The sequence below is a fragment of the Caldicellulosiruptor changbaiensis genome, from assembly GCF_003999255.1.
Taxonomy (GTDB): domain Bacteria; phylum Bacillota; class Thermoanaerobacteria; order Caldicellulosiruptorales; family Caldicellulosiruptoraceae; genus Caldicellulosiruptor; species Caldicellulosiruptor changbaiensis.
This window is the reverse complement of the sequence record NZ_CP034791.1, coordinates 1,894,946-1,919,124: the sequence shown is the minus strand read 5'-3', so window position 1 is coordinate 1,919,124 and position 24,179 is coordinate 1,894,946. Positions and strand designations below refer to the sequence as shown.

Annotated in this window: 13 protein-coding genes, 2 pseudogenes and 1 riboswitch; of the genes and pseudogenes, 11 read left to right on the top strand and 4 right to left on the bottom strand. The window is 33.5% G+C overall.

Annotated elements, in window-relative coordinates; genetic code table 11:
- Window positions 1-11 precede the first annotated feature (11 nt).
- The 10 genes and pseudogenes from ELD05_RS14040 to ELD05_RS09415 all read left to right on the top strand — a co-directional run bounded on the left by ELD05_RS14040 (window position 12) and on the right by ELD05_RS09415 (window position 16,170).
- Complete coding sequence (locus ELD05_RS14040) at window positions 12-152, top strand: hypothetical protein (protein ID WP_164742593.1); 141 nt, start codon at window positions 12-14, stop codon at window positions 150-152.
- Between the two features lie 25 nt (window positions 153-177).
- Window positions 178-408, top strand: a complete 231-nt coding sequence (locus ELD05_RS09455) for a hypothetical protein (RefSeq protein ID WP_127352228.1) — start codon at window positions 178-180, stop codon at window positions 406-408.
- Window positions 409-414: 6 nt separating this feature from the next.
- Window positions 415-1,131, top strand: a pseudogene (locus ELD05_RS15040) (carbohydrate binding domain-containing protein); the annotation flags it as partial.
- Window positions 1,117-3,714, top strand: a pseudogene (locus ELD05_RS15035) (endo-1,4-beta-xylanase). The pseudogenes ELD05_RS15040 and ELD05_RS15035, both read left to right, overlap by 15 nt.
- 243 nt (window positions 3,715-3,957) lie before the next feature.
- A complete protein-coding gene (locus ELD05_RS09440) occupies window positions 3,958-6,843 on the top strand; it encodes a glycoside hydrolase family 9 protein (protein ID WP_127352227.1) in 2,886 nt (961 codons plus the stop codon).
- 257 nt (window positions 6,844-7,100) lie between these two features.
- Window positions 7,101-8,798, top strand: coding sequence for a glycosyltransferase family 39 protein (locus ELD05_RS09435; RefSeq protein ID WP_127352226.1), 1,698 nt, complete (start codon window positions 7,101-7,103; stop codon window positions 8,796-8,798).
- 39 nt (window positions 8,799-8,837) lie between these two features.
- Window positions 8,838-10,283: a hypothetical protein gene (locus ELD05_RS09430; protein ID WP_241243461.1), complete on the top strand. Its 1,446-nt coding sequence runs from the start codon at window positions 8,838-8,840 to the stop codon at window positions 10,281-10,283.
- A 55-nt stretch (window positions 10,284-10,338) separates the two neighbouring features.
- Complete coding sequence (locus ELD05_RS09425) at window positions 10,339-11,865, top strand: WG repeat-containing protein (RefSeq protein ID WP_127352224.1); 1,527 nt, start codon at window positions 10,339-10,341, stop codon at window positions 11,863-11,865.
- A 65-nt stretch (window positions 11,866-11,930) separates the two neighbouring features.
- Window positions 11,931-12,953, top strand: a complete 1,023-nt coding sequence (locus tag ELD05_RS09420) for a peptidylprolyl isomerase (protein ID WP_127352223.1) — start codon at window positions 11,931-11,933, stop codon at window positions 12,951-12,953.
- Window positions 12,954-13,227: 274 nt separating this feature from the next.
- Window positions 13,228-16,170, top strand: coding sequence for a cellulose binding domain-containing protein (locus ELD05_RS09415; protein ID WP_307720906.1), 2,943 nt, complete (start codon window positions 13,228-13,230; stop codon window positions 16,168-16,170).
- A 446-nt stretch (window positions 16,171-16,616) separates the two neighbouring features.
- Here the strand turns inward: ELD05_RS09415 and ELD05_RS09410 are convergent, their stop codons facing one another.
- Window positions 16,617-20,012: an adenylate/guanylate cyclase domain-containing protein gene (locus tag ELD05_RS09410; protein ID WP_241243460.1), complete on the bottom strand. Its 3,396-nt coding sequence runs from the start codon at window positions 20,010-20,012 to the stop codon at window positions 16,617-16,619.
- Between the two features lie 207 nt (window positions 20,013-20,219).
- Window positions 20,220-20,316: riboswitch (cyclic di-GMP riboswitch) on the top strand.
- Window positions 20,317-20,453: 137 nt separating this feature from the next.
- Here ELD05_RS09410 and ELD05_RS09405 point away from each other — a divergent pair.
- Window positions 20,454-20,873 carry a hypothetical protein gene (locus ELD05_RS09405; RefSeq protein ID WP_039764699.1) on the top strand — a complete coding sequence of 140 codons (420 nt, stop codon included), beginning with the start codon at window positions 20,454-20,456 and terminating at the stop codon, window positions 20,871-20,873.
- A gap of 62 nt (window positions 20,874-20,935) precedes the next feature.
- On the opposite strand, the gene ELD05_RS09400 is transcribed toward ELD05_RS09405, so the two are convergent.
- The 3 genes from ELD05_RS09400 to ELD05_RS09390 are packed head-to-tail and all read right to left on the bottom strand — an operon-like array spanning window position 20,936 to window position 24,067.
- Entirely contained in the window at window positions 20,936-22,141 is a 1,206-nt protein-coding gene (locus tag ELD05_RS09400; RefSeq protein ID WP_127352221.1) for a sensor domain-containing diguanylate cyclase, read from the bottom strand.
- Complete coding sequence (locus ELD05_RS09395; RefSeq protein WP_039764703.1) at window positions 22,138-22,872, bottom strand: MBL fold metallo-hydrolase; 735 nt, start codon at window positions 22,870-22,872, stop codon at window positions 22,138-22,140. The genes ELD05_RS09400 and ELD05_RS09395 overlap by 4 nt, the downstream gene beginning before the upstream one ends.
- A 46-nt stretch (window positions 22,873-22,918) precedes the next feature.
- Entirely contained in the window at window positions 22,919-24,067 is a 1,149-nt protein-coding gene (locus ELD05_RS09390; RefSeq protein WP_127352220.1) for a GAF domain-containing protein, read from the bottom strand.
- Between the last annotated feature and the right edge of the window lie 112 nt (window positions 24,068-24,179).

Genomic DNA, 24,179 nt, shown 5'->3' with positions numbered 1-24,179 from the left:
TGTAAAAATTTATGGATATGCTTATGAGGAGGGGTGGTATTGAGAACCACCACCTCCTCATAGTTATAAATGAACATGGCATTCCAAAAAAAATGAAAGAATTAAGTAATATTATGTCTCTCATTAGCGTTGAATTTAAGAGAGGGGGTTAGGCTGTTGATAAAAACAAAAAAACCAATGAATAGAATTACGTCGATATTAGTAATACTAACATTTTTATTTAATATATTAATAGGTATTAGCCTATTTCAAGAGAATGTAAATGCAGAAACATATGCATTGGACTTTGAAGAAGAAAATGAAACAATTTCATATTTTGCGTACGCTGGTTCGAATATTACGATTGACGAAAACGACGCATATAATGGAAAGAAAAGTATTAAAGTTACGAACAGGAATTCAATATGAAGCGGTGTGGCTGTTGATGTTAAGAACATTATTAAAAATGGAACCACATGGGTGATATCAGGATATGTGAAGCACAACAATCAAAAACCAGTCGCTTTCGGCATTTCTGCAGTTTATGATGATGGAAGTGGAGTAAAAAGTGCTCTATTAGGCGAGGTTGTAGCGGTACCAAATTATTGGAAAAAGATTGTTGGCAGGTGGAATCCAAATTTAAACAATGTAAAAAATTTGGTAATTGTGATACACACTATTGTGGAAAGTGGAATAGATTTCAATGTTGACTGTATTCGTATAATGGACGAGAACAGCTATTTGTCAGGTGGAGTAATACATTCCACTGGATTTGAAAGCGGTACAACTGAGGGATGGCAGGCAAGGGGAAGTGGTGTAACAATAAAGGCTGACAGTTCAGTTGCGTATTCTGGTAAGTACAGTCTGTACGTTAGTGGGCGTACATCTAATTGGCATGGAGCACAAATTCCTGTTGACACTATTTTGGAGCAAGGGAAAGTATATAAGATAAGCGTTTGGGTATATCAGAACAGCGGTTCTACACAAAAGATGTCATTGACTATGCAAAGGAGATTTGCAACTGATTCTACAACAAGTTATGAAAACTTGATATATACCAAGGATATACCAAGTAATACTTGGGTTGAGCTCAGCGGAAGTTATTCAGTTCCAGCAGGTGTTACAGTAAATGAGTTAATACTGTATGTAGAAGCTCAAAATGCAAGTTTATCATTCTCGGTTGATGAATTAAAAATATATGATTCATCTAAGTTAGCTGAACCTGAATGGGAGATACCTAACTTAGTTGAGAAATACAGAGATGATTTCAGAATTGGAGTTGCTTTTGGAAATACAAGCCTTGCTTCGGAGATGGAAAAGGAGCTTATTTTAAAACATTTCAACAGCATTACACCAGAGAATGAAATGAAACCTTCTGAATTGTTAATAAATGAAAATACGTACAATTTTAGCAAAGCAGATTCATTTGTGAATTTTGCGATAAGCAATAACATGACAATAAGAGGTCATACACTTGTATGGCATTAGCAAACACCTGATTGGTTTTTTAAAGACTCTAATGGAAATACATTGAGTAAAGACGCATTGCTTAGCAGATTAAAACAGTATATTTACGATGTGGTTGGAAGGTACAAAGGCAAGGTTTATGCTTGGGATGTGGTGAATGAAGCTATAGATGAGGGTCAAAGTGATGGATACAGAAGATCTAATTGGTATAACATATGTGGACCTGAATATATTGAGAAGGCATTTATATGGGCACATGAAGCAGATCCTAATGCAAAATTGTTTTACAACGATTACAATACAGAAAATAGTCAAAAGAGACAGTTTATATACAACCTGATAAAGAGTTTGAAAGAAAAAGGAGTTCCAATTCATGGAGTGGGTTTACAGTGTCATATAAATTTAGATTGGCCATCAATTAGTGAGATAGAGAATACAATAAAGTTGTTTAGCTCAATACCTGGCTTAGAGATTCACATTACAGAGCTTGATATGAGTTTTTATCAGTGGGGGTCAAGCACTAATTATGCTGTCCCTCCAAGAGAGTTGCTTATTAAGCAAGCCCAGAGATATAAAGAATTGTTTGATTTATTCAAAAAATATAAGAATGTAGTCACAAATGTTACGTTTTGGGGATTAAAAGGTGATTATTCATGGCTAAGCAAAAACTACGGAAAGAAAGATTATCCGTTGCTATTTGATGAAAACTATATGTCCAAATATGCTTTTTGGAGTTTGATAGATCCATCCATAGTTCCTACAACCACAACTTTACCAACTCCGCCAGAGATTCAACTTCCAACATTAACCCCAACGCCTACTGCAAGCGTGACTCCGACCCCGACAGTGACACCTACGCCGACAGTAACGCCAACCCCGACACCAGCACCGACTCCGACAGCGACGCCGACACCAACTCCAACACCGACGGTAACACCGACGCCAACACCTACGCAGACAGCAATACCAACGCCAACAGTAACTCCAAATCCAACGCCAACATCGAGTATTCCTGATGATACAAATGATGATTGGCTTTATGTAAGTGGTAACAAAATAGTTGATAAAGACGGTAGACCAGTATGGTTAACAGGTATTAACTGGTTTGGATATAATACTGGTACAAATGTATTTGATGGTGTATGGAGTTGTAATCTGAAAGATACTCTTGCTGAAATAGCCAATAGAGGCTTTAACTTGCTAAGAGTTCCAATATCTGCAGAGCTTATATTGAACTGGTCGCAAGGTATTTATCCAAAACCAAATATAAACTACTACGTAAATCCAGAGCTTGAAGGCAAAAACAGTCTGGAAGTATTTTACATAGTAGTACAAACATGTAAAGAAGTTGGTTTGAAAATTATGTTGGATATTCACAGCATAAAAACAGACGCAATGGGACATATATATCCAGTATGGTATGATGAAAAATTTACTCCAGAGGATTTTTATAAGGCGTGCGAGTGGATTACAAATAGATATAAAAATGATGACACTATTATAGCTTTTGACCTAAAAAATGAGCCACATGGAAAACCATGGCAAGATACAACATTTGCGAAATGGGATAATTCAACAGATATAAATAATTGGAAATATGCAGCTGAAACATGTGCAAAACGTATACTGAATATAAATCCAAACCTTCTAATTGTAATTGAAGGAATCGAAGCCTATCCAAAGGACGACGTTACATGGACATCAAAATCCTCCAGCGACTACTATTCAACATGGTGGGGCGGTAACTTGCGAGGTGTTAGAAAGTATCCTATTAATCTGGGTAAATATCAAAATAAAGTAGTATATTCACCACATGATTACGGGCCATCTGTTTACCAGCAGCCGTGGTTTTATCCAGGGTTCACAAAAGAGTCTTTACTACAAGATTGTTGGCGTCCGAATTGGGCGTACATTATGGAAGAAAACATTGCGCCTCTTCTGATAGGTGAGTGGGGTGGTCATCTGGATGGAGCCGATAACGAAAAGTGGATGAAGTATCTACGAGATTATATCATAGAAAATCATATTCATCACACATTTTGGTGCTTTAATGCTAACTCAGGTGACACTGGAGGATTGGTTGGATACGATTTTACGACATGGGATGAGAAAAAGTACTCATTTTTGAAACCGGCTCTTTGGCAAGACAGTCAAGGTAGGTTTGTTGGATTAGATCACAAGCGACCCTTAGGTACAAATGGGAAAAACATTAATATTACAACATATTACAACAATAATGAACCAGAGCCAGTTCCAGCTACAAAATGATAATATACGTTAAATGGGAATTTGTGGATATATGAAAAAAATTTAAGGTCAGTAGGGGACTTGTATAGTTAAAGTCATTAAGCAAGCGAATTAAAGGGAAGAAGGGGGTGATAGAAAACGGCTAAAAACTAAGTAATTATTAAACATTTATTGTGGGAACTAAATATGAGTTTCGAAATTATGCCATCTAATACGATTAATTAAGATTAACTATCAAATCAAAAAAGGGGGTTAGGGTTAAAAATGCTTAAACTAAAAAAAGCAATAAAAAGGATAACATTGTGTGTTGCTGTGGTATTTCTATTGCAGATTTTCTTTCTATTTTCAGGATACAATAACAGTGATGTAAAAGCAGCAACAACCTTTAACTATGGTGAAGCTCTTCAAAAAGCGATTATGTTTTATGAATTCCAGATGTCAGGTAAACTGCCATCATGGATCCGTAACAACTGGCGAGGAGATTCTGGTCTAAATGATGGTAAAGATGTAGGTTTAGATCTTACTGGTGGCTGGCATGATGCAGGCGATCATGTAAAGTTTAATCTACCAATGTCATACAGTGCTTCAATGCTTTCGTGGGCAGTTTATGAGTATAAAGCAGCATTTGAGAAAAGTGGCCAGCTTGAACATATACTTAACCAGATAGAATGGGTAAACGACTACTTTGTAAAATGCCATCCATCAAAGTATGTATACTACTATCAAGTTGGTGATCCAATTGAAGATCATAACTTCTGGGGACCAGCTGAAGTTATGCAAATGAAACGACCTGCATACAAGTGTGATTTAAATAATCCAGCAAGTTCAGTTGTTGTAGAAACAGCAGCATCCTTAGCTGCAGCTTCAATCGTTATACGTGAAAGAAACAGTCAAAAGGCAGACACATATTTGCAGCATGCGATAGAACTCTTTGATTTTGCCGATAGAACTCGTAGCGATGCAGGGTATACCGCAGCAACCGGCTTTTACACATCAGGTGGTTTTATTGATGATCTTGGCTGGGCGGCAGTGTGGTTATATGTTGCGACAAATGACAAATCATATTTGGATAAAGCTGAGGCGCTTATGGCAGAATATGCTGGTGGTACAAATACATGGACACAGTGCTGGGATGATGTAAGATACGGAGCAATATTACTTTTGGCAAAGATTACTAATAAAGACATATATAAAGGTGCTGTTGAAAGAAATCTTGATCATTGGACATATAACATAACATATACACCTAAAGGTCTTGCATGGCTAACAGGGTGGGGCTCACTTAGGTATGCTACAACTGCAGCTTTCTTAGCGTTTGTTTATGCAGATTGGTCGGGATGTCCAGAAAATAAGCGAACAGCTTATCTAAAATTTGGTGAGAGTCAGATTAATTATGCATTAGGTTCAACAGGAAGAAGTTTTTTGGTAGGATTTGGGCAAAATTATCCACAACATCCACATCACAGAAATGCACATAGTTCATGGGCGAACAGTATGCGAATACCCGAATATCATCGACACATACTTTATGGTGCATTAGTAGGCGGACCAGGCTCTGATGATAGTTACAATGATGATATTACTGACTATGTACAAAACGAGGTGGCTTGTGACTACAATGCTGGTATTGTGGGTGCTCTAGCAAAAATGTACCTTATGTATGGGGGAGACCCAATACCTAATTTCAAGGCTATCGAAAAGCCAACTAATGATGAAATTTTTGTTGAATCCAAGTTTGGTAATTCACAGGGTGCAAACTATACTGAAATAATTTCATACATTTATAACAGAACAGGATGGCCCCCACGAATCACAGATACTTTAAACTTTAAGTATTTTATTGACCTAAGTGAGTTAATCAAGGCTGGGTATGGTCCTGATATTGTTAAAGTGGAGACATATTATTCAGAAGGTGGAAAGATATCTGGACCATATGTATGGAATGCGTCAAAAAACCTTTACTATATATTAGTTGATTTTACAGGAACAAAAATATATCCAGGTGGGGAAGTAGAACACAAAAAACAAGCTCAATTTAAGATCTCTGTACCACAAGACGTTCCATGGGATCCAACTAATGACCCATCGTATGCAGGATTAACAAAAGAACTTAGTAAAAATAAATTCATAGCAGCTTATGAAGGTAACGTGCTGGTATGGGGACAAGAACCAGAGGGATCCTCAAGTTCAACGCCAACACCAACACCTGCACCGACGGTGACGGTTGCACCAACACCGACCCCGACAGTGACACCTACGCCGACAGTAACAGTAACACCAACTCCAACACCAACACCGGGTAATGGAGTAGCAAAAATTGACACAAGCACATTGATAGGAACCAATCACGCACATTGCTGGTACAGAGATAAACTGGAGACGGCATTGCAAGGAATAAGGTCATGGGGTATGAACTCTGTGAGGGTAGTGCTAAGTAATGGTTACCGATGGACGAAGATACCAGCAAGTGAAGTGGCAAATATTATATCATTGTCAAGAAGTCTTGGGTTCAGAGCTATTGTATTAGAAGTTCACGACACGACAGGATATGGTGAGGACGGGGCAGCATGTTCATTGGCACAAGCGGTGGAATATTGGAAGGAGATAAAGAGCGTATTAGACGGTAACGAAGATTTTGTAATTATAAACATTGGTAATGAGCCGTATGGGAACAATAACTATCAAAACTGGGTTAATGACACGAAGAATGCTATAAAAGCGCTGAGGGATGCGGGATTCAAGCACATGATAATGGTGGATGCGCCGAACTGGGGTCAGGATTGGTCTAATACTATGAGAGATAATGCTCAGAGCATAATGGAAGCAGATCCGCTGCGCAATTTGGTATTTTCGATTCATATGTATGGTGTATACAATACAGCAAGCAAGGTCGAAGAATACATCAAATCATTTGTTGATAAGGGGTTACCATTGGTTATTGGGGAATTTGGACATCAGCACACAGATGGTGATCCTGATGAAGAAGCTATTGTCAGGTATGCAAAACAGTACAAGATAGGATTATTTAGTTGGTCGTGGTGTGGAAATTCGAGTTATGTGGGGTATTTGGACATGGTAAACAACTGGGACCCCAATAATCCAACTCCATGGGGACAATGGTATAAAACTAATGCAATTGGTACCAAGTAGAAGCATGAATAATTCAAAGTGATAAATTGCAAAATTGGTTACTTTTAAACTCACAGGGTGGGTTTTCTGTACGCCCGCCCTGTTGATTTTATCAGTAAACATGTTGTAAAAACAGTAATATTAAATTATTTGGACAATTGGCTGGGAAATAACCATTTAATATCATTAATGGTATTCTATTAATAACATACATTTTAGAAAAATGTCAACATAAAATTAAACTATTCCATGCAAAAAATTAAAGGAGTGAAAAGTTAATGCAAAATAAAAACAGTTTAATAATTTTCACGATACTAATTGCAACAATATACTTTACGTTACAAGTCATTACGATTGGTTCAAGAGATATTCCAGTGACATATTGGGCTCCTAAGGAAGAAGGATGCATCATTGAAATTTCTATTGCAAAAGAATTTATAAAGGATTTCTTTGCCTATTTTGGTTATGGCGATGGAAAAATTGATATACAATTTTTAAAAGATAACTCTATAGTATTACAGCAATCTGTTCAAGCTGCTTTTTTCCAAGGGAAAATTGTACCAGTGAACAATATTGTTGACAAAATCATCATTGTAACACACGGAAATAATATTGAGATCAAAGAAATTGCAGCACGGAAGGATTACAAAAATTTCTTAAACTTATCGAAAGCAGTAATTAACATTTTAAAAGGTTCAAAATATATAGGGAATCCTAACAATATAGTTGATGAACAGTCAAAAATGAGAACAATTTTAAATTACCGTTACAGTTCATATTTTGATGAAATATATCACGCGAGGACTGCTTATGAACTTTTAAAGGGATTGCCTCCCTATGATTTAGTCCATCCGCCATTGGGTAAGTGGTTAATATCAATCGGAATGGCAATATGGGGAGTAAATCCATTTGGGTGGAGATTTGTTAACTTAATTTTTGGTTCAATTGTGTTAGTTCTTATATTAATTTTACTCACAAAACTGTATAAACCATCATTTTGGTGCGGAATAGCAGTTACTATACTGCTGGCAAGTGACTTTTTGCACAATAGTTTATCGAGGACGGCAAACATTGACACATTCAGTTTGTTTTTTGTTATTTTATGTTCTATTTTTGGGATGTCATACATAAATAATATGCGCCACATGAGAGAAAAATTAGAGAGGACAGATATAGTATACTTTTTGACCTTTTCAGCTGGGGGGTTGGCTTTTGCATGTAAATGGAATGCCTTGTATCCAATTATACCTGTACTAACTATTTCATTCGGTTACAAGGTTTATAATATTATGGAAAATAATAACAAAAGTTGGATTTTAAAAACAGTCAAGCAAGGTGTACTGTCTATTTTAGCTTTCACAATACCTTATTATCTTACGTATTTACCAATAACTATAAAGTATCCATATTACAATTTACCATGGGCAATTATAAGTGATTTTATAATGTTACAAAAACATATATGGAAATACCATTCAACATTAGTAGCAACGCATCCATTTTCTTCTGAGTGGTATCAATGGCTTTTATCAACAAAACCGCTATGGGCTTATTATGATAATTCGCTGCCAATGAATTTGCGTTCGACTATTGCGTATTTAGGTAATCCAGTTATGTGGGGCTTGGGGTTATTAGCAATGGTATATTTATTGGTAGTTGCCACCAAAAATCCCAAAAACAATTTGAGCCTTTTTATAGTAATTGCAAGTTATGTATCTTCAATTGTTCCTTGGATTTTCATAAACAGAATTAAATTCATATATCATTATTACCTTGCATTACCATGGCTTTATATAGCAGTAGTTATGGTAATTGATAATCTAAATCTTAAGCAAAGTTTAAAAAAGAAGGTTGCAATTACTTTAAGTGTTTTGGGATTGATTATGCTTGTCATATTCTATCCAGCTGTGAGCGGTTTAACAGTATCAGCTAAGTACATTGAGTTATTAAGAATAATGAAAAGTTGGATATTTTAGCATAATAGTATAAGCATAAAAAGGAGAATGAAAAACAAGATGACAAATAAAAAATTTGAAGTAATAAACAAGCTAGACATTGCAAATGAAAAAGTTGGAGTAGTTATAGTGTATAGTATCCTAATTACAATATTATTATTTAGTTGGTGGATGTTTAATTTCAGTGAAGCAATATTTAAAAGCAGGCAACCAGATAGGATAATAGTAGGTATTACAGCATTAATTGGAATTATTTTATACAGTTATTACTTGATTTTTTGTAGTAAAAAGTCATACATTACAAAAGTAGAATTAATATGGATGTTAATAGTAGCATTTTTTGTTAGATTAGCTTTAGGTAGGGCGGTATCAGGACATCCAATAGATGTGAACTGTTTTAAGGCATGGATGAATATTGTTTCAAACGATATGTTAAATATTTATGAAAAGAATATTTTTATTGACTATTTACCAGGATATTTAATTGTCTTAGCATTATTTAAAAACATTGCTTCAATTGTTTCCTATTCTATTTCAGAAGAACTACTTATCAAATTACCGAACATTATAGCCGATATTGCTATTATAATAATGGTGTTAGGACTTAAACGGAAGTTTGGAAGTCAACTAACGCGAGTGGAAAGTATAGTAATTTTATTTAATCCAGCACTAATAATGCTTTCCTCACTGTGGGGTCAAAGCGACAACTTTGTATTAATGTTATTTATTGCATTATTTGTAAGTTTAGTTTATAATTCTCATATTTTAGCTGGATGTATAACAGCATATTTATTATTCACTAAACCCCAATTTATCTTATATTTACCACTAATAATACTGTACTGGATATACAATCTTTGGATAAGAAATAATACAAAGGACGTAATAAAACAAATAATTTCTTTTGGCATTCTAAGTAGTGCTTTATATTTTCTTTTTATGCCTTATAAAGATATATTATGGCTTCCTGCGTTTTTTGCGAAAGTAGCAGGAGAATATCCTTACTATACAGTAAATGCATTTAATATCTATTACGCTGCGGGTCTTAACTGGGTTAAAATAGGCGGTATGTACAATTTCATAAATCTAATTGTATTGGCAATTGCCTACATTTTGGTGTTAGTACAATTTGGCCTTGGATTGAATAAAACAAACGATAAAATAGTCCAACTAAAGTATCTTATGCAAGGTGGTTTAATAGTTGGTTTACTTTCATATAATTTTATGACTGGGATGCATGAGAGGTATGCTATATTTGCATGGTTATTTTGCCTAATGTTATATTTGATGAGTAATGACATAATATTGTTAAGTGGGGCAGTGGTTATATCGTTGTTATCATTTATGAATATATCTAAGGTTTTAGACCTTTCTCTGTCAAATATTTATTTTGTACAAAGAGAATTTTCTAACTTTTTAGTGGCAATAGCAAATATTATGATTCTCATCGTGATACTTTACGTTATTACTCACAACCTACTGAAATGCAAGAAAAAAAAGGTATAGGTGTTAGAGAGTAAAAATACAAAAGCAAAAAATAATACAAAAGGGGGGCACAAAAATGAAACGCAAAAAGAAGAACAAAACAGTCAAAAAACAGCTAACGAAAAATCAACCTAAGGAACTTTTAAAGTTGCCTATTGTAAGAAGTCTTATAATAATATTAATTTTATCACTGGTGGTGTTCATAATATATGGCACAACTTTAATAGTAGCCAAGAGAAATATTGCTGGCCAATTTTTCGCTGTTTCAAACGAAAGTTATCAAAATGTAGCATACATCAATAGTAAATTGGCTATGTTTGAAAAGAACGGCAAATGGGGAGTAATGGATATAAAAGGAAAAATTATAGCAAAACCTATATACGAAAGAATCCTGTTAGAAAGCGAGGGAATGATTCCAGTAAAGATTAGAAATAAATGGGGGTTTATCGATATTTATGGAAAGATTAGAATAAAACCTCAATTTGACAATGTATCTGCGTTCACAAATCAGTTAGCAGCTGTGTGCATCAATAACAGATGGGGAATTATAGATAAGTCAGGTAATTTTACTATAAAGCCTCAGTACCAAGATATAATTATACATCCGAATAAAATGATTCAAGCTAAAATGCAAAATAAATGGGGTATTATTGATAAAAAGGGCAATCAGATTATTCCTTTTAAATACAACGAAGTACAAATTTTAAATTACAAAGGTGCGTTTGTTGCCAAGGAAAAGAGTAATTATAAAGTTATATCAGTAGTAAATAAAAAAGAGAGCAAAGAAAACTACAGCAACTATTCGTTAAACATTGGAAAGTTGCTGCCAGTTTTTAGGAATCATAAGTGGGGTGTATTAAATCTTGAAACATTATCAGAAATTTGTCCACCCATATATGATGAAATATGGGTCCACAATGAAGGTTGGTTTGAACTAAAAAAGGACAAAAAGTTATATATTATGTTTTCTGACGGCAAAATGTTACCTAAAAATTTTAAAAGAGATTCAGTAGTTGTTTCTTCAAACAAAATAATTTCGATAAAACAAAATAATGGCGTGGTCACGTTATTAAATCTTAATACACGAAAAACGATTGACATAAAAGCACAAGATATATCAGTATTTAACAATGGATTTGCGGCAGTTAAGGTTAAAGAAAAATGGGGATTAATAACTGAGAAGGGAGAATATGTTATTAAACCAAAATATGATTCAATTTGGATAGCTGATAAAGACATAATTGTGACTTATCTTGATAAAAAATGGGGAATAGTAAAGACAGATGGGAAGGTTTTAATACCCCCAAAATATGATCTAATTGGTCAAGTAAAAGATGAGTATATCGCTTTTCTAAAAAATGGAAAATGGGGTGTAATGAAAAAAACAGGGAAGATACTTTTGAAACCGAAATTTGACCAAATTGTGATTCATAAAAAGAATTATATATTTGCTAAACAAAATGACATTTGGTTTCTAATAGTAATTGTGAATAATAAAAAGTACTTTTATAAGTTTAAAACATTTTCTGTAATGAAAATAAATGACAATATATGGGCATATACTATAGATAAAGGAATGAAAGTCATTATACTGAAAAAATAATGTTAAAGTTACTGGATTATTAAGTAGAGAATAGCTAAAATATACTATATTAGGAGGCTTATTATATGAATAGAAAAAGTCTGATTTTAATAACCGGTATAATTTTTGTATCAATCATATTGTTACTGTTTATCTTAAAGGATCATATTGTAAAATTGATTGATGATAATAAAGTGGTATTGGAGGTAAATGGTGATCAAATCACTAAAAGGGAGTATAAAATAAGGTTTAATACATTGAAGGAAAATGCAATTCAATTTTCATCACGTACGGATATCTTGGATCAAGTGTTTAATGGAAAAACATATAGAGAGTTATTGAAAGATGAATTGTTTAGGATTTTAATTGAAGAATTACTATGCTTGCAGGAAGCAAGGAGAAAAAATATTTATCTTACCAGACAAGAAGAAGATGAAATAAGAAAATACATTGAAGAGTTGAAAAGAAACATGGAAATGAGAAATTATTTTAATCAGTATCTCCGAAAGATTGGTTCAGACGAAAATCATTTTTATAGAGACTTACAAAAGACGAGAATCATTAATAAACTTTATAAATATGTTACAGAAAGAATAACACTTAGTGACTCAGAAGTGATTAAGTATTATAATGCTAATAAAAGTCAGTTTAGAAAAATAAAAGTCATGGACATTTTTCTGAGAGTAGAAAATGCAGAAGAGGATGCCAAAAAAAGGAAAGTAGCAAATGAGGTAATATCAGAGTTAAAGAGGGGAGAGGATTTTGAAAAGTTAGTTAAAAAGTATTCAGAAGTTGAAAGTTTAGACGGAAAAAAAGGAATAATTGATTACTTTAGAAAAGGTGAAAAAGAAGCACAGTACGGTAGTGTTTTTGAGGAAGAGGTATTCAAATTAGCTGTTGGTCAAATTAGCAACGTTATTAAAACTGTTAATGGTTATCACATTGTAAAAGTAATTGATGAAAAGTATATGCCTTTTGATGAAGTGAAGGGAGAAATTCAAACCAAGTTAATAAAACAAAAGAAGGATGAAGTTTTCAAGTCGTATATTGAGAACTTGAAAAAAATGTCAAAGATCAACATTTATAAAGACAGAGTAAAAGATCTATAAATGAAATTCTAATTTTTTTACACATTGCATATACGATAAGAAAAGTCCAACAATTGTTAGTGCATTAAGAGCAATATTGTTATAATTTTTTGCAAGATAATTATAGATTCAGCGCAGTTCAAAAGTATAAAATGTTATTAAAAAGAATAATGTATCAAATCTAAAACAACACAGTGACAAATGTGGGGTGATAAAAAGGAAGTTAAAATTGTACATGTAACATGTAAGCTTCAAATACTTTCCTATTTAAAAAAAGAGAAAAGAGGGGGTTAAAATGCGAAGGGGTATAGCGTTAATTGTTGGACTTATCTTTCTGTGTACAACTCTTTACAGTTTAGTTATTCCTGTGAGGGCAGAGAGTACAGTTGCCACTCAAAAATACGTTTGGAAAAATGTAAAAATTGAAGGTGGCGGCGGTTTTATTACGGGAATAGTTTTTAATCCTAAGGAAAAAAACTTGGTTTATGTAAGAACAGATATTGGTGGTGCTTACAGAAGTACAGATGGTGGCAATACGTGGACACAGCTTATGAATTGGGTTAGTTTTGATGAGTGGAATTTATTAGGCGTAGAAAGTATAGCAACAGATCCTGTAGATCCAAATCGACTCTACATTGCTGCTGGTACTTACACGAATAGTTGGACAAACATGAACGGTGTTCTTTTACGTTCAAAAGACAAAGGTAATACATTTGAACGAACTCCTTTGCCGTTCAAACTGGGTGGCAATATGCCGGGTCGTAATATGGGAGAGAGGTTAGCAATTGATCCGAACAACAATAGTATCCTATATTTAGGTACACGAGAAGGGAATGGATTGTGGAAAAGCACCGATTATGGAGTTACGTGGAAAAAAGTTGATAGCTTTCCAAATCCAGGGACATATATCGAAGATCCTAATTGTCCAAACGATTATTTAAATCATATCACAGGCGTTGTGTGGGTTGTATTTGATCCATCAAGCGGAAAACCAGGAGAGGGAAGTAAAGTAATATATGTAGGTGTTGCAGATAAAAATACAAGCATTTATTATACAAAAGATGGTGGGCAAACGTGGGAACCATTACCAGGGCAACCAACAGGATTACTTCCACAACGTGCGAAATTAAGTTCAGATGGAATGCTATATATAACTTATAGTAACACGCAGGGGCCATATAATGGTGATTATGGTGAAGTATGGAGATATAATACTAAAACTGGGGAATGGAAAAATATAAGCCCAATGCCAGCAAAAGATACTTATTTTGGTTATGGTGGGTTAGCTATTGATGCTCAGAACCCGAAGGTAGTTATGGTTGCGGCATTAAGTTCATGGTGGCCTGATACTTATATCTGGCGTAGTACGGACGGTGGTGAAACATGGAAGTGTATATGGGAATGGGCTGGATATCCTAACAGAACGTTGCACTATACAATGGATATTTCGGCAGCTCCGTGGTTAAACTTTGGTATAACAAGTCCAGTTCCACCTGAGACAAGTCCTAAACTTGGATGGATGGTTGCAACCCTGGAAATAGATCCTTTTAATTCTGATAGAATGTTGTATGGTACAGGTGCTACATTATATGGTTCTGATGATTTGACGAAATGGGATAGAGGAGAAAAGATAACTATCAAGGTAAAGGGAATTGGAATAGAGGAAACTTCTGTTGCAGCATTAGTAAGTCCTCCAGTTGGACCACATTTGTTTAGTGCAATATATGATATAGCAGGGTTTAGACACGATGATTTAGAAAAGGCACCAAGTTGGACATATACTCAGCCCAATATGGGGTCAACAACAGATATAGATTACGCTGAATTAAATCCTAACTTTATGGTGCGCGTAGGAAATGTAGATAAAAAATGGAACCCAAATACAAATAGAATTGGTTTTTCATATGACGGTGGAAAATCATGGTTCCAGGGTAATCAAGAGCCTCAAGGAATGACAGAAGGTGGAACAGTTGCTGCAGCTGCTGATGGTAGTGTTGTCGTTTGGGCGCCAAAAGGAGCACCAGTGTGCTATTCTACAGATAATGGGAATACATGGAATCAATGTGCTAATGTACCTTCAGGAGCAATAGTATACTCTGATAGAGTTAATCCAAACAAGTTTTATGCTTTTAAAGATGGAAAATTCTACATTAGCAACGATAAAGGTAAAACGTTCATTCAGTCACCAGCTACTGGTTTACCAACAAGCGGCAATTTTAAGGCTGTTCCCGGTCGAGAAGGCGATATATGGTTAGTTGGAGATAATGGAATGTGGCGTTCAGTTGATGGTGGCTATACATTTACAAAAATAGAAAATGTCAATGAAGCAGCAAGCATTGGATTTGGTAAACCCGCAGAGGGGAAAACGTACCCAGCGATATACACATATGCTAAAATTAACGGAATCAGAGGTATATTTAGATCTGATGATGCAGGAATGAGCTGGGTGAGAATAAATGACGAAAATAATCAGTTTGGTTGCGCTAATGCTGACATTACTGGAGACCCGAGAGTATATGGAAGAGTATTCGTTGCTACCAACGGCTTAGGTATAAAATGGGGAGAAATTGCTGACAGTGCTATTGTTCCAACATCAGCGCCAGTTTCAACAACAACTGCGTCTCCAACCCCAACACCAACACCTGTGCCGACGGTGACGGTTACACCGACACCGACGCCAACCCCGACACCGACACCAACAGTAACAGCAACCCCGACTCCAACAGCAACCCCAACCCCGACACCGACGCCTACACCTGTTAGCACACCTGCGACAAGCGGGCAGATAAAGGTACTGTATGCTAACAAGGAGACAAACAGCACGACAAACACGATAAGGCCATGGTTGAAGGTAGTGAACACGGGAAGCAGTAGCATAGATTTGAGCAGGGTAACGATAAGGTACTGGTACACAGTAGATGGGGACAGGGCACAGAGTGCGATATCAGACTGGGCACAGATAGGGGCAAGCAATGTAACATTCAAGTTTGTGAAGCTGAGCAGTAGCGTAAGTGGAGCGGACTATTACTTAGAGATAGGATTTAAGAGTGGAGCGGGGCAGTTGCAGCCTGGGAAGGATACAGGAGAGATACAGATAAGGTTTAACAAGGATGACTGGAGCAATTACAATCAGGGGAATGACTGGTCATGGTTACAGAGCATGACGAGTTATGGAGAGAATGAGAAGGTAACGGCGTATATAGATGGTGTGCTGATATGGGGGCAAGAACCAAAATAATAGGTTTATAGAAAATTATTTAATGACAAAAAATTGTTAATTGCAAATTAAAAATGCAACGGATAAAAATTATTAAAGCCATAGCTTCGAACTGTAATATTGGTGATATAAAATTTTACAAAATATGTATACGAAGCTATGGCTTTATTTTTATCTTGTGGTTCTGTATACCCGTAAATACTTCTGATTATAACTCTCTTTTTATAACGAATTTTGATTTAATCTCGTCATAAAATTAGTTTGTGTAGCCTATTTCTATTTTTAGGTTTATCTTATAGTCTTCATAGTGTTTCTTTGTTCTTCCATCTTCCCTACGTATTCATACAAGTTCTGATTAGTTAGACTCTATTTTCCTGTTATTTCATGCTTAATTGAGATGTTAATTTTTGCTTTTTAAGGAAATTTTACATTAGTAAAATATCTTCTGCTCAAACAATGCAGTTGATTTAACTTATCAAACACTTTTTAAATGAAGCTATTTCAGTCTTGATACTGCACTCATCATCAATTAATTTGCTCCATTTTTCTGACATTTCAAAATAATACTTTGCTTGGTCTTTTTGCGAAGTTTTTAAATAAGTTTTTGCTAAGAGAAAATAGCACTTTGCAAGTTCTAAGGCAGAACCACTTGTTTCACTAAGTTTTATTGCATTTTTGAAGCATTCTATTGCTTCACTGTACTTTTCAGCAGCAGAAAGTATCTCCCCTTTCTTTCTTATGCAATCTATTTGTCTGAATATGTTTTTTTCTGCAAACTTTAATGAAATATCAATTTCTCTCTCTGCATCCAAAAAATTGTTTGACAACAAAAAAAACTCTGCCTTAGTTAGATGATATTCATAAGATATATCTATGTCTTTTAAATTTTCAATAAAACTTGTTGCTTTATTAAGAAATTCGTCAGCAGCTTGCCAATTTTTCATAAGGATCAAAACTTTTGCGAGATTTATAAAACTCAAAGCTTTTTCGGCAGTAAACATTTTTGTTTCGCTGATATTTAGTGAGGCTAAAAACAATTCATAGCTATGTATTAATAAACCTTTTTCAATGTAGATTTCGCCTATATTAAGTAGGCAAGCACATTCTTCATACGAGAAATTCCATTTTTCAGCATTTTCATAAGCTTGGTTTAGATATTCGTATGCTTTTTTAAGAAGTCCTTTCTTTGTATAAATTATCCCTAAATTTATCAAAATATGAATTTGTGTATGTCTATCGGAAATTTTTTTGCTTTCTTCTAAGGCTAATGTTAAATTTTGTATTGCGCTATTAATTTGACCAGTTTGAAAATAAAGAATACCAAGATTACTGGTAAGTTTGACACGTAAACCAATATTATTAGTTTTAATTGCGGCAGATTTAGCTTTTTGTAAGTAATTTATTGCCTTATTAATATCTCCATAGTTTCTATAAAATGTATATGCAACTACATTAAAGATTTTCACAAGATTCTCAATCTCATTATCTTGCATTATTATAGTTTCTGCCTCTTCCAAAATTTGGTTAATGTCTGAAGCCCCAGTATAACATTGAAATAGACTCTTGAGGTAGACTAATTTTGAATATAAGGTACTATTCCTGTCAATATTTTTTTCAAGCCCTATGAGTATTTCCTTCGCTTTAGCGAAGTCAGCGGTAAGAATGTGACATTCACATATTTCGCATTTTATAAATAGACTTTTTTCGGCATCTGCTATACTGTCTAAGATATTTAAATACTTAAGAGCTTCACCATAGTTACCCATTTGCTTTTCTAAACTTGATAATTCTTCAAGCGCTCTTATATATAGATTGTTTTTTTGTTGATTGTAATTTTCTAACATTTCAATTGCAATTTTAAAGTATTTTACTGCGTACTTATACAAAAGCTGCTTTTTATAATAATTTGCAAGTAATATACAATATTTGGAAGAATTTATTATATCGTTCGCTTCACGGTAATGATAAATCAAGGGTTCGTAATAATAACTAATATTTTCTCTGAATAGTTTTTCAATAGATTTGGCTATTTTAAGATGAAGACTTATTTTAGTACTTTTTGGTATTGACCTCAGAACTATTTCAAAAATAATATTATTTGCAAATTCGAAGATTTTGTCTGCTGTTGAAGATTGATAAGTTATGTCAACAAATTTAATGAAATTACTTTTTGAGAGAGTTAAGATGATATCATTTTCAGATTTTGAAGGTTTTAGAACATTTAATACTATACGTAAATTAAATCTTTGTCCGAAAATAGCAGCTATTTTCAAAAATTGTATTAATTCCTTATCGAGTTGAGAAAGTCTGTGTTCAACAATTTTATAAAATATTTCTGAAGCATTTATATTAGTGTTTTGAAGAAACAGCTTATTGTTCTGAATGCACAACTGATGATTCAAATAAAGCCATCTACAAACCTCTTGAAGGTAAGAAATTTTTCCTTCTGATATGTCCACCATTAGCTGAGTAAATTTTTCATCAACAGTATTAACATTAAAGAAAGATTTCAGAAATTCCTCTGTCTCCTGAAATGACAATTTCTGCACATAGATGGTTTTTTCGGCATTAAGGTGGATACTTTCATTTTCTGAAGTTATAATAAAGATTACTTTATCACAATACAAATTTGTCTTTAAATATTCCAGGATTTGAATTGATTCAATGTCAGCATAATGGATGTCATCTATTAAAAAAATAGAAAAATTTGAGCTCAAAAAAGCATCAAAAAATAGAAGTACATTTTGCCGAATTTCAAATTCCAAATCTTCTTGGGTCATGGATGAAACAAGATTTCTAAAATCATCCTCGATATCTAATTGCAGAATGATAGAAAGAAATTTGAAACAGGTTTCTTTTTTTTCTAAGTCATCTTTAAATAAAAAGTCAAGAAAAGAGATTAATCGATGTTGCTTTATGGTTTGCACATCGTCTACACTTACATTTAATACTTTACATATTATTTGCGAAATTAACAAGTAAGGACGCGAATAATTATTAAAACTGCATCTAATGTAATACGTTTTTATATTGTTTGCAACTAAATGATTAGTTAATTTTTCTAAAAGAGAAGTTTTTCCAACACCGTTTGGCCCCAGTAAAAGAACGCTATTTGTATCTTTTGATGCGATTATATTAAATAGTTTTGATAAATAGCTATCCTGGATACGAGAAATTACATCAAATGTTGTAGCTTCATTGATAATTTCTAAAGGTATATAACACCTTATGGGATTGCTTTTATTTTTAACATAAATTTCTTTTGCCTCTGAATATAGGAATAAATCAAAAGTCTCCCTATAAATACTTTCTGATACATAAATAGTATTCTCAGGCGCTGCTGCTTGTAATCTTTGAGCAACATTAACGACGTCACCAATAACAGTATAATCCTTTTCATAATATCCTCCGACTTTGCCAATTGCAACTATACCATAATTTATGCCGATACTCATTGATATTTTTAAATTTTTTTGTACTGAAAACTCGTTACAGAGCTTTAACATTTCAAGAGCACACAACACAGCACGCTTTGGGTCATCCAAGTGAGAACTTTTTGCACCAAATAGTATCATAACACAATCTCCAATGAATTTATCTATGGTACCTTCATAGTAATAAACAGGCTTTAAAATATATTCAAAAAATTCATTGATTATATTATTAACCTCATCAGGGCTTATTTTTTCGGAAAGCTTAGTAAATCCTGATATATCTGCAAATAGCACGGCTACCTTTTTTAGTTCGTCAGCAGATTGTTGATTAGCTTCACCTTGTCTTACAAATTCCCCACAATTAGGGCAGAAATTAATGTAGGTAGGTAATAATGAATTGCAAGATGGACACACACCCTTAAATTTCATTCCGCAAAAGATACATTTTTCAGCATTAGGAGATTGAATTTTATTGCCACAGTTAAAACAAATCATAGTTTTTCACAACCCAAAAATTTTTTTAAAAAGCTATTGAAAATTTAAAAATTTATGCGATAATATAATTAGAAAACCACATAAAAATTATACACAAAGAATGCTAATTTGAACAGAGCTTTTAAAAATAAGTGAAGCATATGTCGATAAAGGCAAACCTGTCGAAAGGCAGGGGCGCAAAGCCATGGGTCTGTCGGAAAAGGGTTTTACCTTTTCCTATGATCGCCAGGCTGCCGAAACATATGTCCAAGGGTAAAGGGAGTAAAAAGAGTATTTACCTTTGGCAGAAAGGCACCTGGCTAAAATGTCAGGTGCCTTTTGATATATTAATGAGCAAGGCTTTGCTTGCTCAACTTAAAGGGGGTGTAAAAAGTTATGAAGCTTCATGTTTTGAAGAAATGGTCAATTGCTATACTTTTGGTATTTATTTTATCATTGGGTTTGAGTAGCATTGCTTTTGCACAAGATGAAACTCCTATTCAATTTAGTGGTAGTTTTACTGTAACAAATGAAGGAGGAAAATTCCAGGTAGGCTTTGTAGAAATTGATTTTAAGAAAGACTCGCTACCTGATGGAATAGATGCAATTACCTTTTATGCACAGATATATGCTGAAAATGGAACTGTGTACATTGAATTTTCACCAGATGCTAAGTTCAAAAAAGATGTGCACCTAAGATGTGAAGGATATGAAGGGTACATCTATGATAGGTCTGCGGGGAAGAATATTTATGTCAAACTTAAAAAACAACAGCTAAAAACAGATCATTTTTCAAGGTTTGTATGGTCATTCTAAGATAATCCCTCTATCCTCATAACCCCTCGAACTCCTTTATATATTTTGAACGACCCTCATAATTAATATGAGGGTCGACTTTTTTTCTTTTCTTTCTTGACCTTATACATATTCTCATCAGCTATTTTAATCAAGTCTTCGGAGTTCAAATTGGAAGTTGGGGAATATTCAGCAAATCCATAGCTTATTTGAATCTTATAGGGCTTTTGGACTTTTGCGTTAAACTCGTCGATTTTATTTTGGATTCTTGCAAGAACAATATTAGCTTCTCTTATTGTTGCTTTATAAAGTATCAACACAAACTCATCTCCGCCATATCTGAATGCTATATCATAACTTCTGATACTTTCTTTTAGAATTTGAGCAAAGCTTTTTAAAAGTTCATCGCCTATTTGGTGGCCAAATGTATCGTTTACTTGTTTTAATCCATCGACATCAATAAAGCAAACAACAAAGTGTGTTTCATTCATTTTGGAGAGTTGTATCTGCTTTTCTAAATAAATCATTCCTTCATTTCGCGTAAACAGACCTGTCAGGTCGTCCAAAGATGCATATTTTTTAAACTCTTCTTGTTCAATTAAAATATCTTCACTCAAGTTTGCAATCACTTGTTTCATAGAATTAAATAAACTGATTAGAGCATAACGAGTGTTTGCAATATTTTTTTCTATCCTTTGGTAAAGATGAATTCGTTCAATTAATAAAGACGCTTGAGATGCAAGTGACAAAATAATTTCTTCATCTTCTTTTGTAAAGTCAACAATATTTTGGTAGATGTTGTCTTCTGTTAGCTTAATGGACTTGTCTTTCTTTTTGTTTATTATCTGCAAAACACCAATCACATTGCCTTGATAATCAATCATGGGTATTGCCATAAGATTTAGGGTTTTATAATGTAAAGCTTGGTCGAAAAGTTTAAACTGCTGCAGGTGAGAATTTTGGATATTTTGAATGTTGTTAATTGTAACAGGAATGCCATTTTGGGCAACGTATCCGACAATGCTTTGATTATCTATAGGTATTTTATAACCAATGTAATTGAAATCAACTGAGTAGTTTTTGGCAAGTGTGATGACTAAATATTTTTGTCCTTCGAATTCTTTTACGATATAGAGGGTACCACCATCACTATTTGTGATGTCAATGCTTTCATTTAAGATCATTTCTAAAATGGTATCGACGTTTTTCTCCCGTGAAATTGTAATTCCAATTTTATTGAGTTTTCTGATTAGTCTTTTTAAATCTTGGGGATTATTATATTCGATCATTTTTTTGCATCCCTCTCAGCTACAATTTCTTGAGGTATATTAAAACCTAAATTTTTAGCTAAATTTACATCAAACCTTTCATCAATATGCATACAATAAACCTGTTTTCTTTTTGAGGGTGGTATTTGTTCTGAAAGTTCCTTTATGGAAAGATGGGGATGATGGTTATGATTTTCTGAACAAGTATCTTGGAATAAAAAATCTATTTCGCCTTCCAAAAATTTGGTTAGGATATAAAGAGGAATTGATTTTGAGTCCCCACTGTAATAAAATGTTACATTATTCAAGTAAATTAGATATCCAAAACAAGGCAATTCATTTACATGAACTTGTTCTAAGGATATTACCGTAAGTTTACTGAGATAGTTAACAAAGTCCTGAGGGGTTTTCAAAGTGTATATCTCATTTCTGATACCCATATAGTCAAGTAAATTTGATATTATTTCAGGTTGAGGAAAGATAAGAGTTATTTTCTTGCTTAGTTGATAATAACAATACAAGATTAATTGACCTAAACTTGCAATGTGGTCAGGGTGTGTATGAGTTATTAAAACATTTAAATGTAGATATTTTTCAAGTAGTTTCAAACTCAAAAGGGAGTTAAATATACCTCCACCACAGTCAATTAAAAAAAGATTATCTTCCAATTCAAAGTAAGCAGAGGTATTGTTATAATTAGGATTAAAAGCACTTCCAATTCCCAGAAATTTTAAAGGGTTTTCCTTTGACATTTTTTCTTCTTCACCACCATTTATTAATTAACAGCTTAAAAGCAATTTAAAGCTCTGCCCCAGTACTTTTTAAACCTTCACATATTTCCTCAAGAGTTTTTTCTTCTGAAGGCTTTATTTCATAGAAACTCCATTTGGTTTTGAATGAAAAGTTATAGTTTTGTGAATTTGCCTTTTCAATCATTTTTCTTTCTATCCTTTTGGCAATCATTTTAGCTTTTATCAAGTCAACGTTGTAAAGTAGAAGGACATACTCATTTTCTTTTACCATTACAGGAATGTCATATATTCTTATTTCTGATGAAAGTACTTCATAGAATATATTTGATACTTTATTATCTGAAGTTTCGATTGATAAATAACATACAGTTATAATTGTCTCAGTAACTTTTGAGAGTTCAATTTGTTTTTTACAAAGTTCAAGTCCTTCCTTAAACTCAAGAACTTTTTTTCTTTTCTCAGCTTGAAGATACTCTATGAACTTTTGCTGACCTGTCAGCATTATATCATTTAAAGTCAAAATTGATTTTTTTACCGAGTCGAAAATATTACTTAGCATCTTTTGAGTATTTGTTATCAGTTGATCATTTTTTTGATAAAGCCAAATTCTGTCTAAAATGATTCCTAAAAGTGCCGAGATTGCTAATATTATTCTTGCATCGTTATCAGTATAGTCAATAGTAAATAGATGAGCATTATTTTCTTCAAGTTTTAATTGAGGTTTTGCCTTCTTATTAACAACTTGCAAAACTCCTATAACACTGTTTGTGTAATCAAAAATTGGTACTGTTATAGTGTTAATTGTAATATAATGCAAACTCCTGTCAAAAAATTTGAATTGCCTATATTCATGATTTTCAGGTAAAGATAAAGTGTTATTTATAACCACAGGTTTGCGGTTAGAAGCAACATATCCTGCTAAACTAATAGAATTTATGGGCAGTGAGTATCCCAAGTAGAACTCAAAATTGACTGATTGATTTTTTGTAGCTTTGATTACAAGTTTTTCCTCGTTTTCTATCATTTCTTTAAGATAAATTGTGGCACCATCACTTGTTGTAAGTTCTAAACATATATCAATGGTTTGAAGGAGAATATCCTCTATATTTTTTTCAGTTGAAACATATAATACATAGGAGCTTAATTTCTCAAGAATATTTCGGAGTTTTGAAATTTGATCATAAAGTTCAATCATAATGTCAGAGTCACCACTTTGAGAAAGTCGCTATATTAAAATTATCGCAAAATTTAGTTGGTAAATCAATCAAAAATAAGGTTAGAAATAAATTACACAATTTTGTAATCAT

What these genes read in the sequence shown, in the direction of transcription:
- ELD05_RS14040 (WP_164742593.1), top strand. Translation starts at nt 12, where the DNA reads ATGGATATGCTTATGAGGAGGGGTGGTATTGAGAACCACCACCTCCTC.
- ELD05_RS09455 (WP_127352228.1), top strand. Translation starts at nt 178, where the DNA reads ATGAATAGAATTACGTCGATATTAGTAATACTAACATTTTTATTTAAT.
- ELD05_RS09440 (WP_127352227.1), top strand. Translation starts at nt 3,958, where the DNA reads ATGCTTAAACTAAAAAAAGCAATAAAAAGGATAACATTGTGTGTTGCT.
- ELD05_RS09435 (WP_127352226.1), top strand. Translation starts at nt 7,101, where the DNA reads ATGCAAAATAAAAACAGTTTAATAATTTTCACGATACTAATTGCAACA.
- ELD05_RS09430 (WP_241243461.1), top strand. Translation starts at nt 8,838, where the DNA reads ATGACAAATAAAAAATTTGAAGTAATAAACAAGCTAGACATTGCAAAT.
- ELD05_RS09425 (WP_127352224.1), top strand. Translation starts at nt 10,339, where the DNA reads ATGAAACGCAAAAAGAAGAACAAAACAGTCAAAAAACAGCTAACGAAA.
- ELD05_RS09420 (WP_127352223.1), top strand. Translation starts at nt 11,931, where the DNA reads ATGAATAGAAAAAGTCTGATTTTAATAACCGGTATAATTTTTGTATCA.
- ELD05_RS09415 (WP_307720906.1), top strand. Translation starts at nt 13,228, where the DNA reads ATGCGAAGGGGTATAGCGTTAATTGTTGGACTTATCTTTCTGTGTACA.
- ELD05_RS09410 (WP_241243460.1), bottom strand. Translation starts at nt 20,012, where the DNA reads ATGAAATTTAAGGGTGTGTGTCCATCTTGCAATTCATTATTACCTACC.
- ELD05_RS09405 (WP_039764699.1), top strand. Translation starts at nt 20,454, where the DNA reads ATGAAGCTTCATGTTTTGAAGAAATGGTCAATTGCTATACTTTTGGTA.
- ELD05_RS09400 (WP_127352221.1), bottom strand. Translation starts at nt 22,141, where the DNA reads ATGATCGAATATAATAATCCCCAAGATTTAAAAAGACTAATCAGAAAA.
- ELD05_RS09395 (WP_039764703.1), bottom strand. Translation starts at nt 22,872, where the DNA reads ATGTCAAAGGAAAACCCTTTAAAATTTCTGGGAATTGGAAGTGCTTTT.
- ELD05_RS09390 (WP_127352220.1), bottom strand. Translation starts at nt 24,067, where the DNA reads ATGATTGAACTTTATGATCAAATTTCAAAACTCCGAAATATTCTTGAG.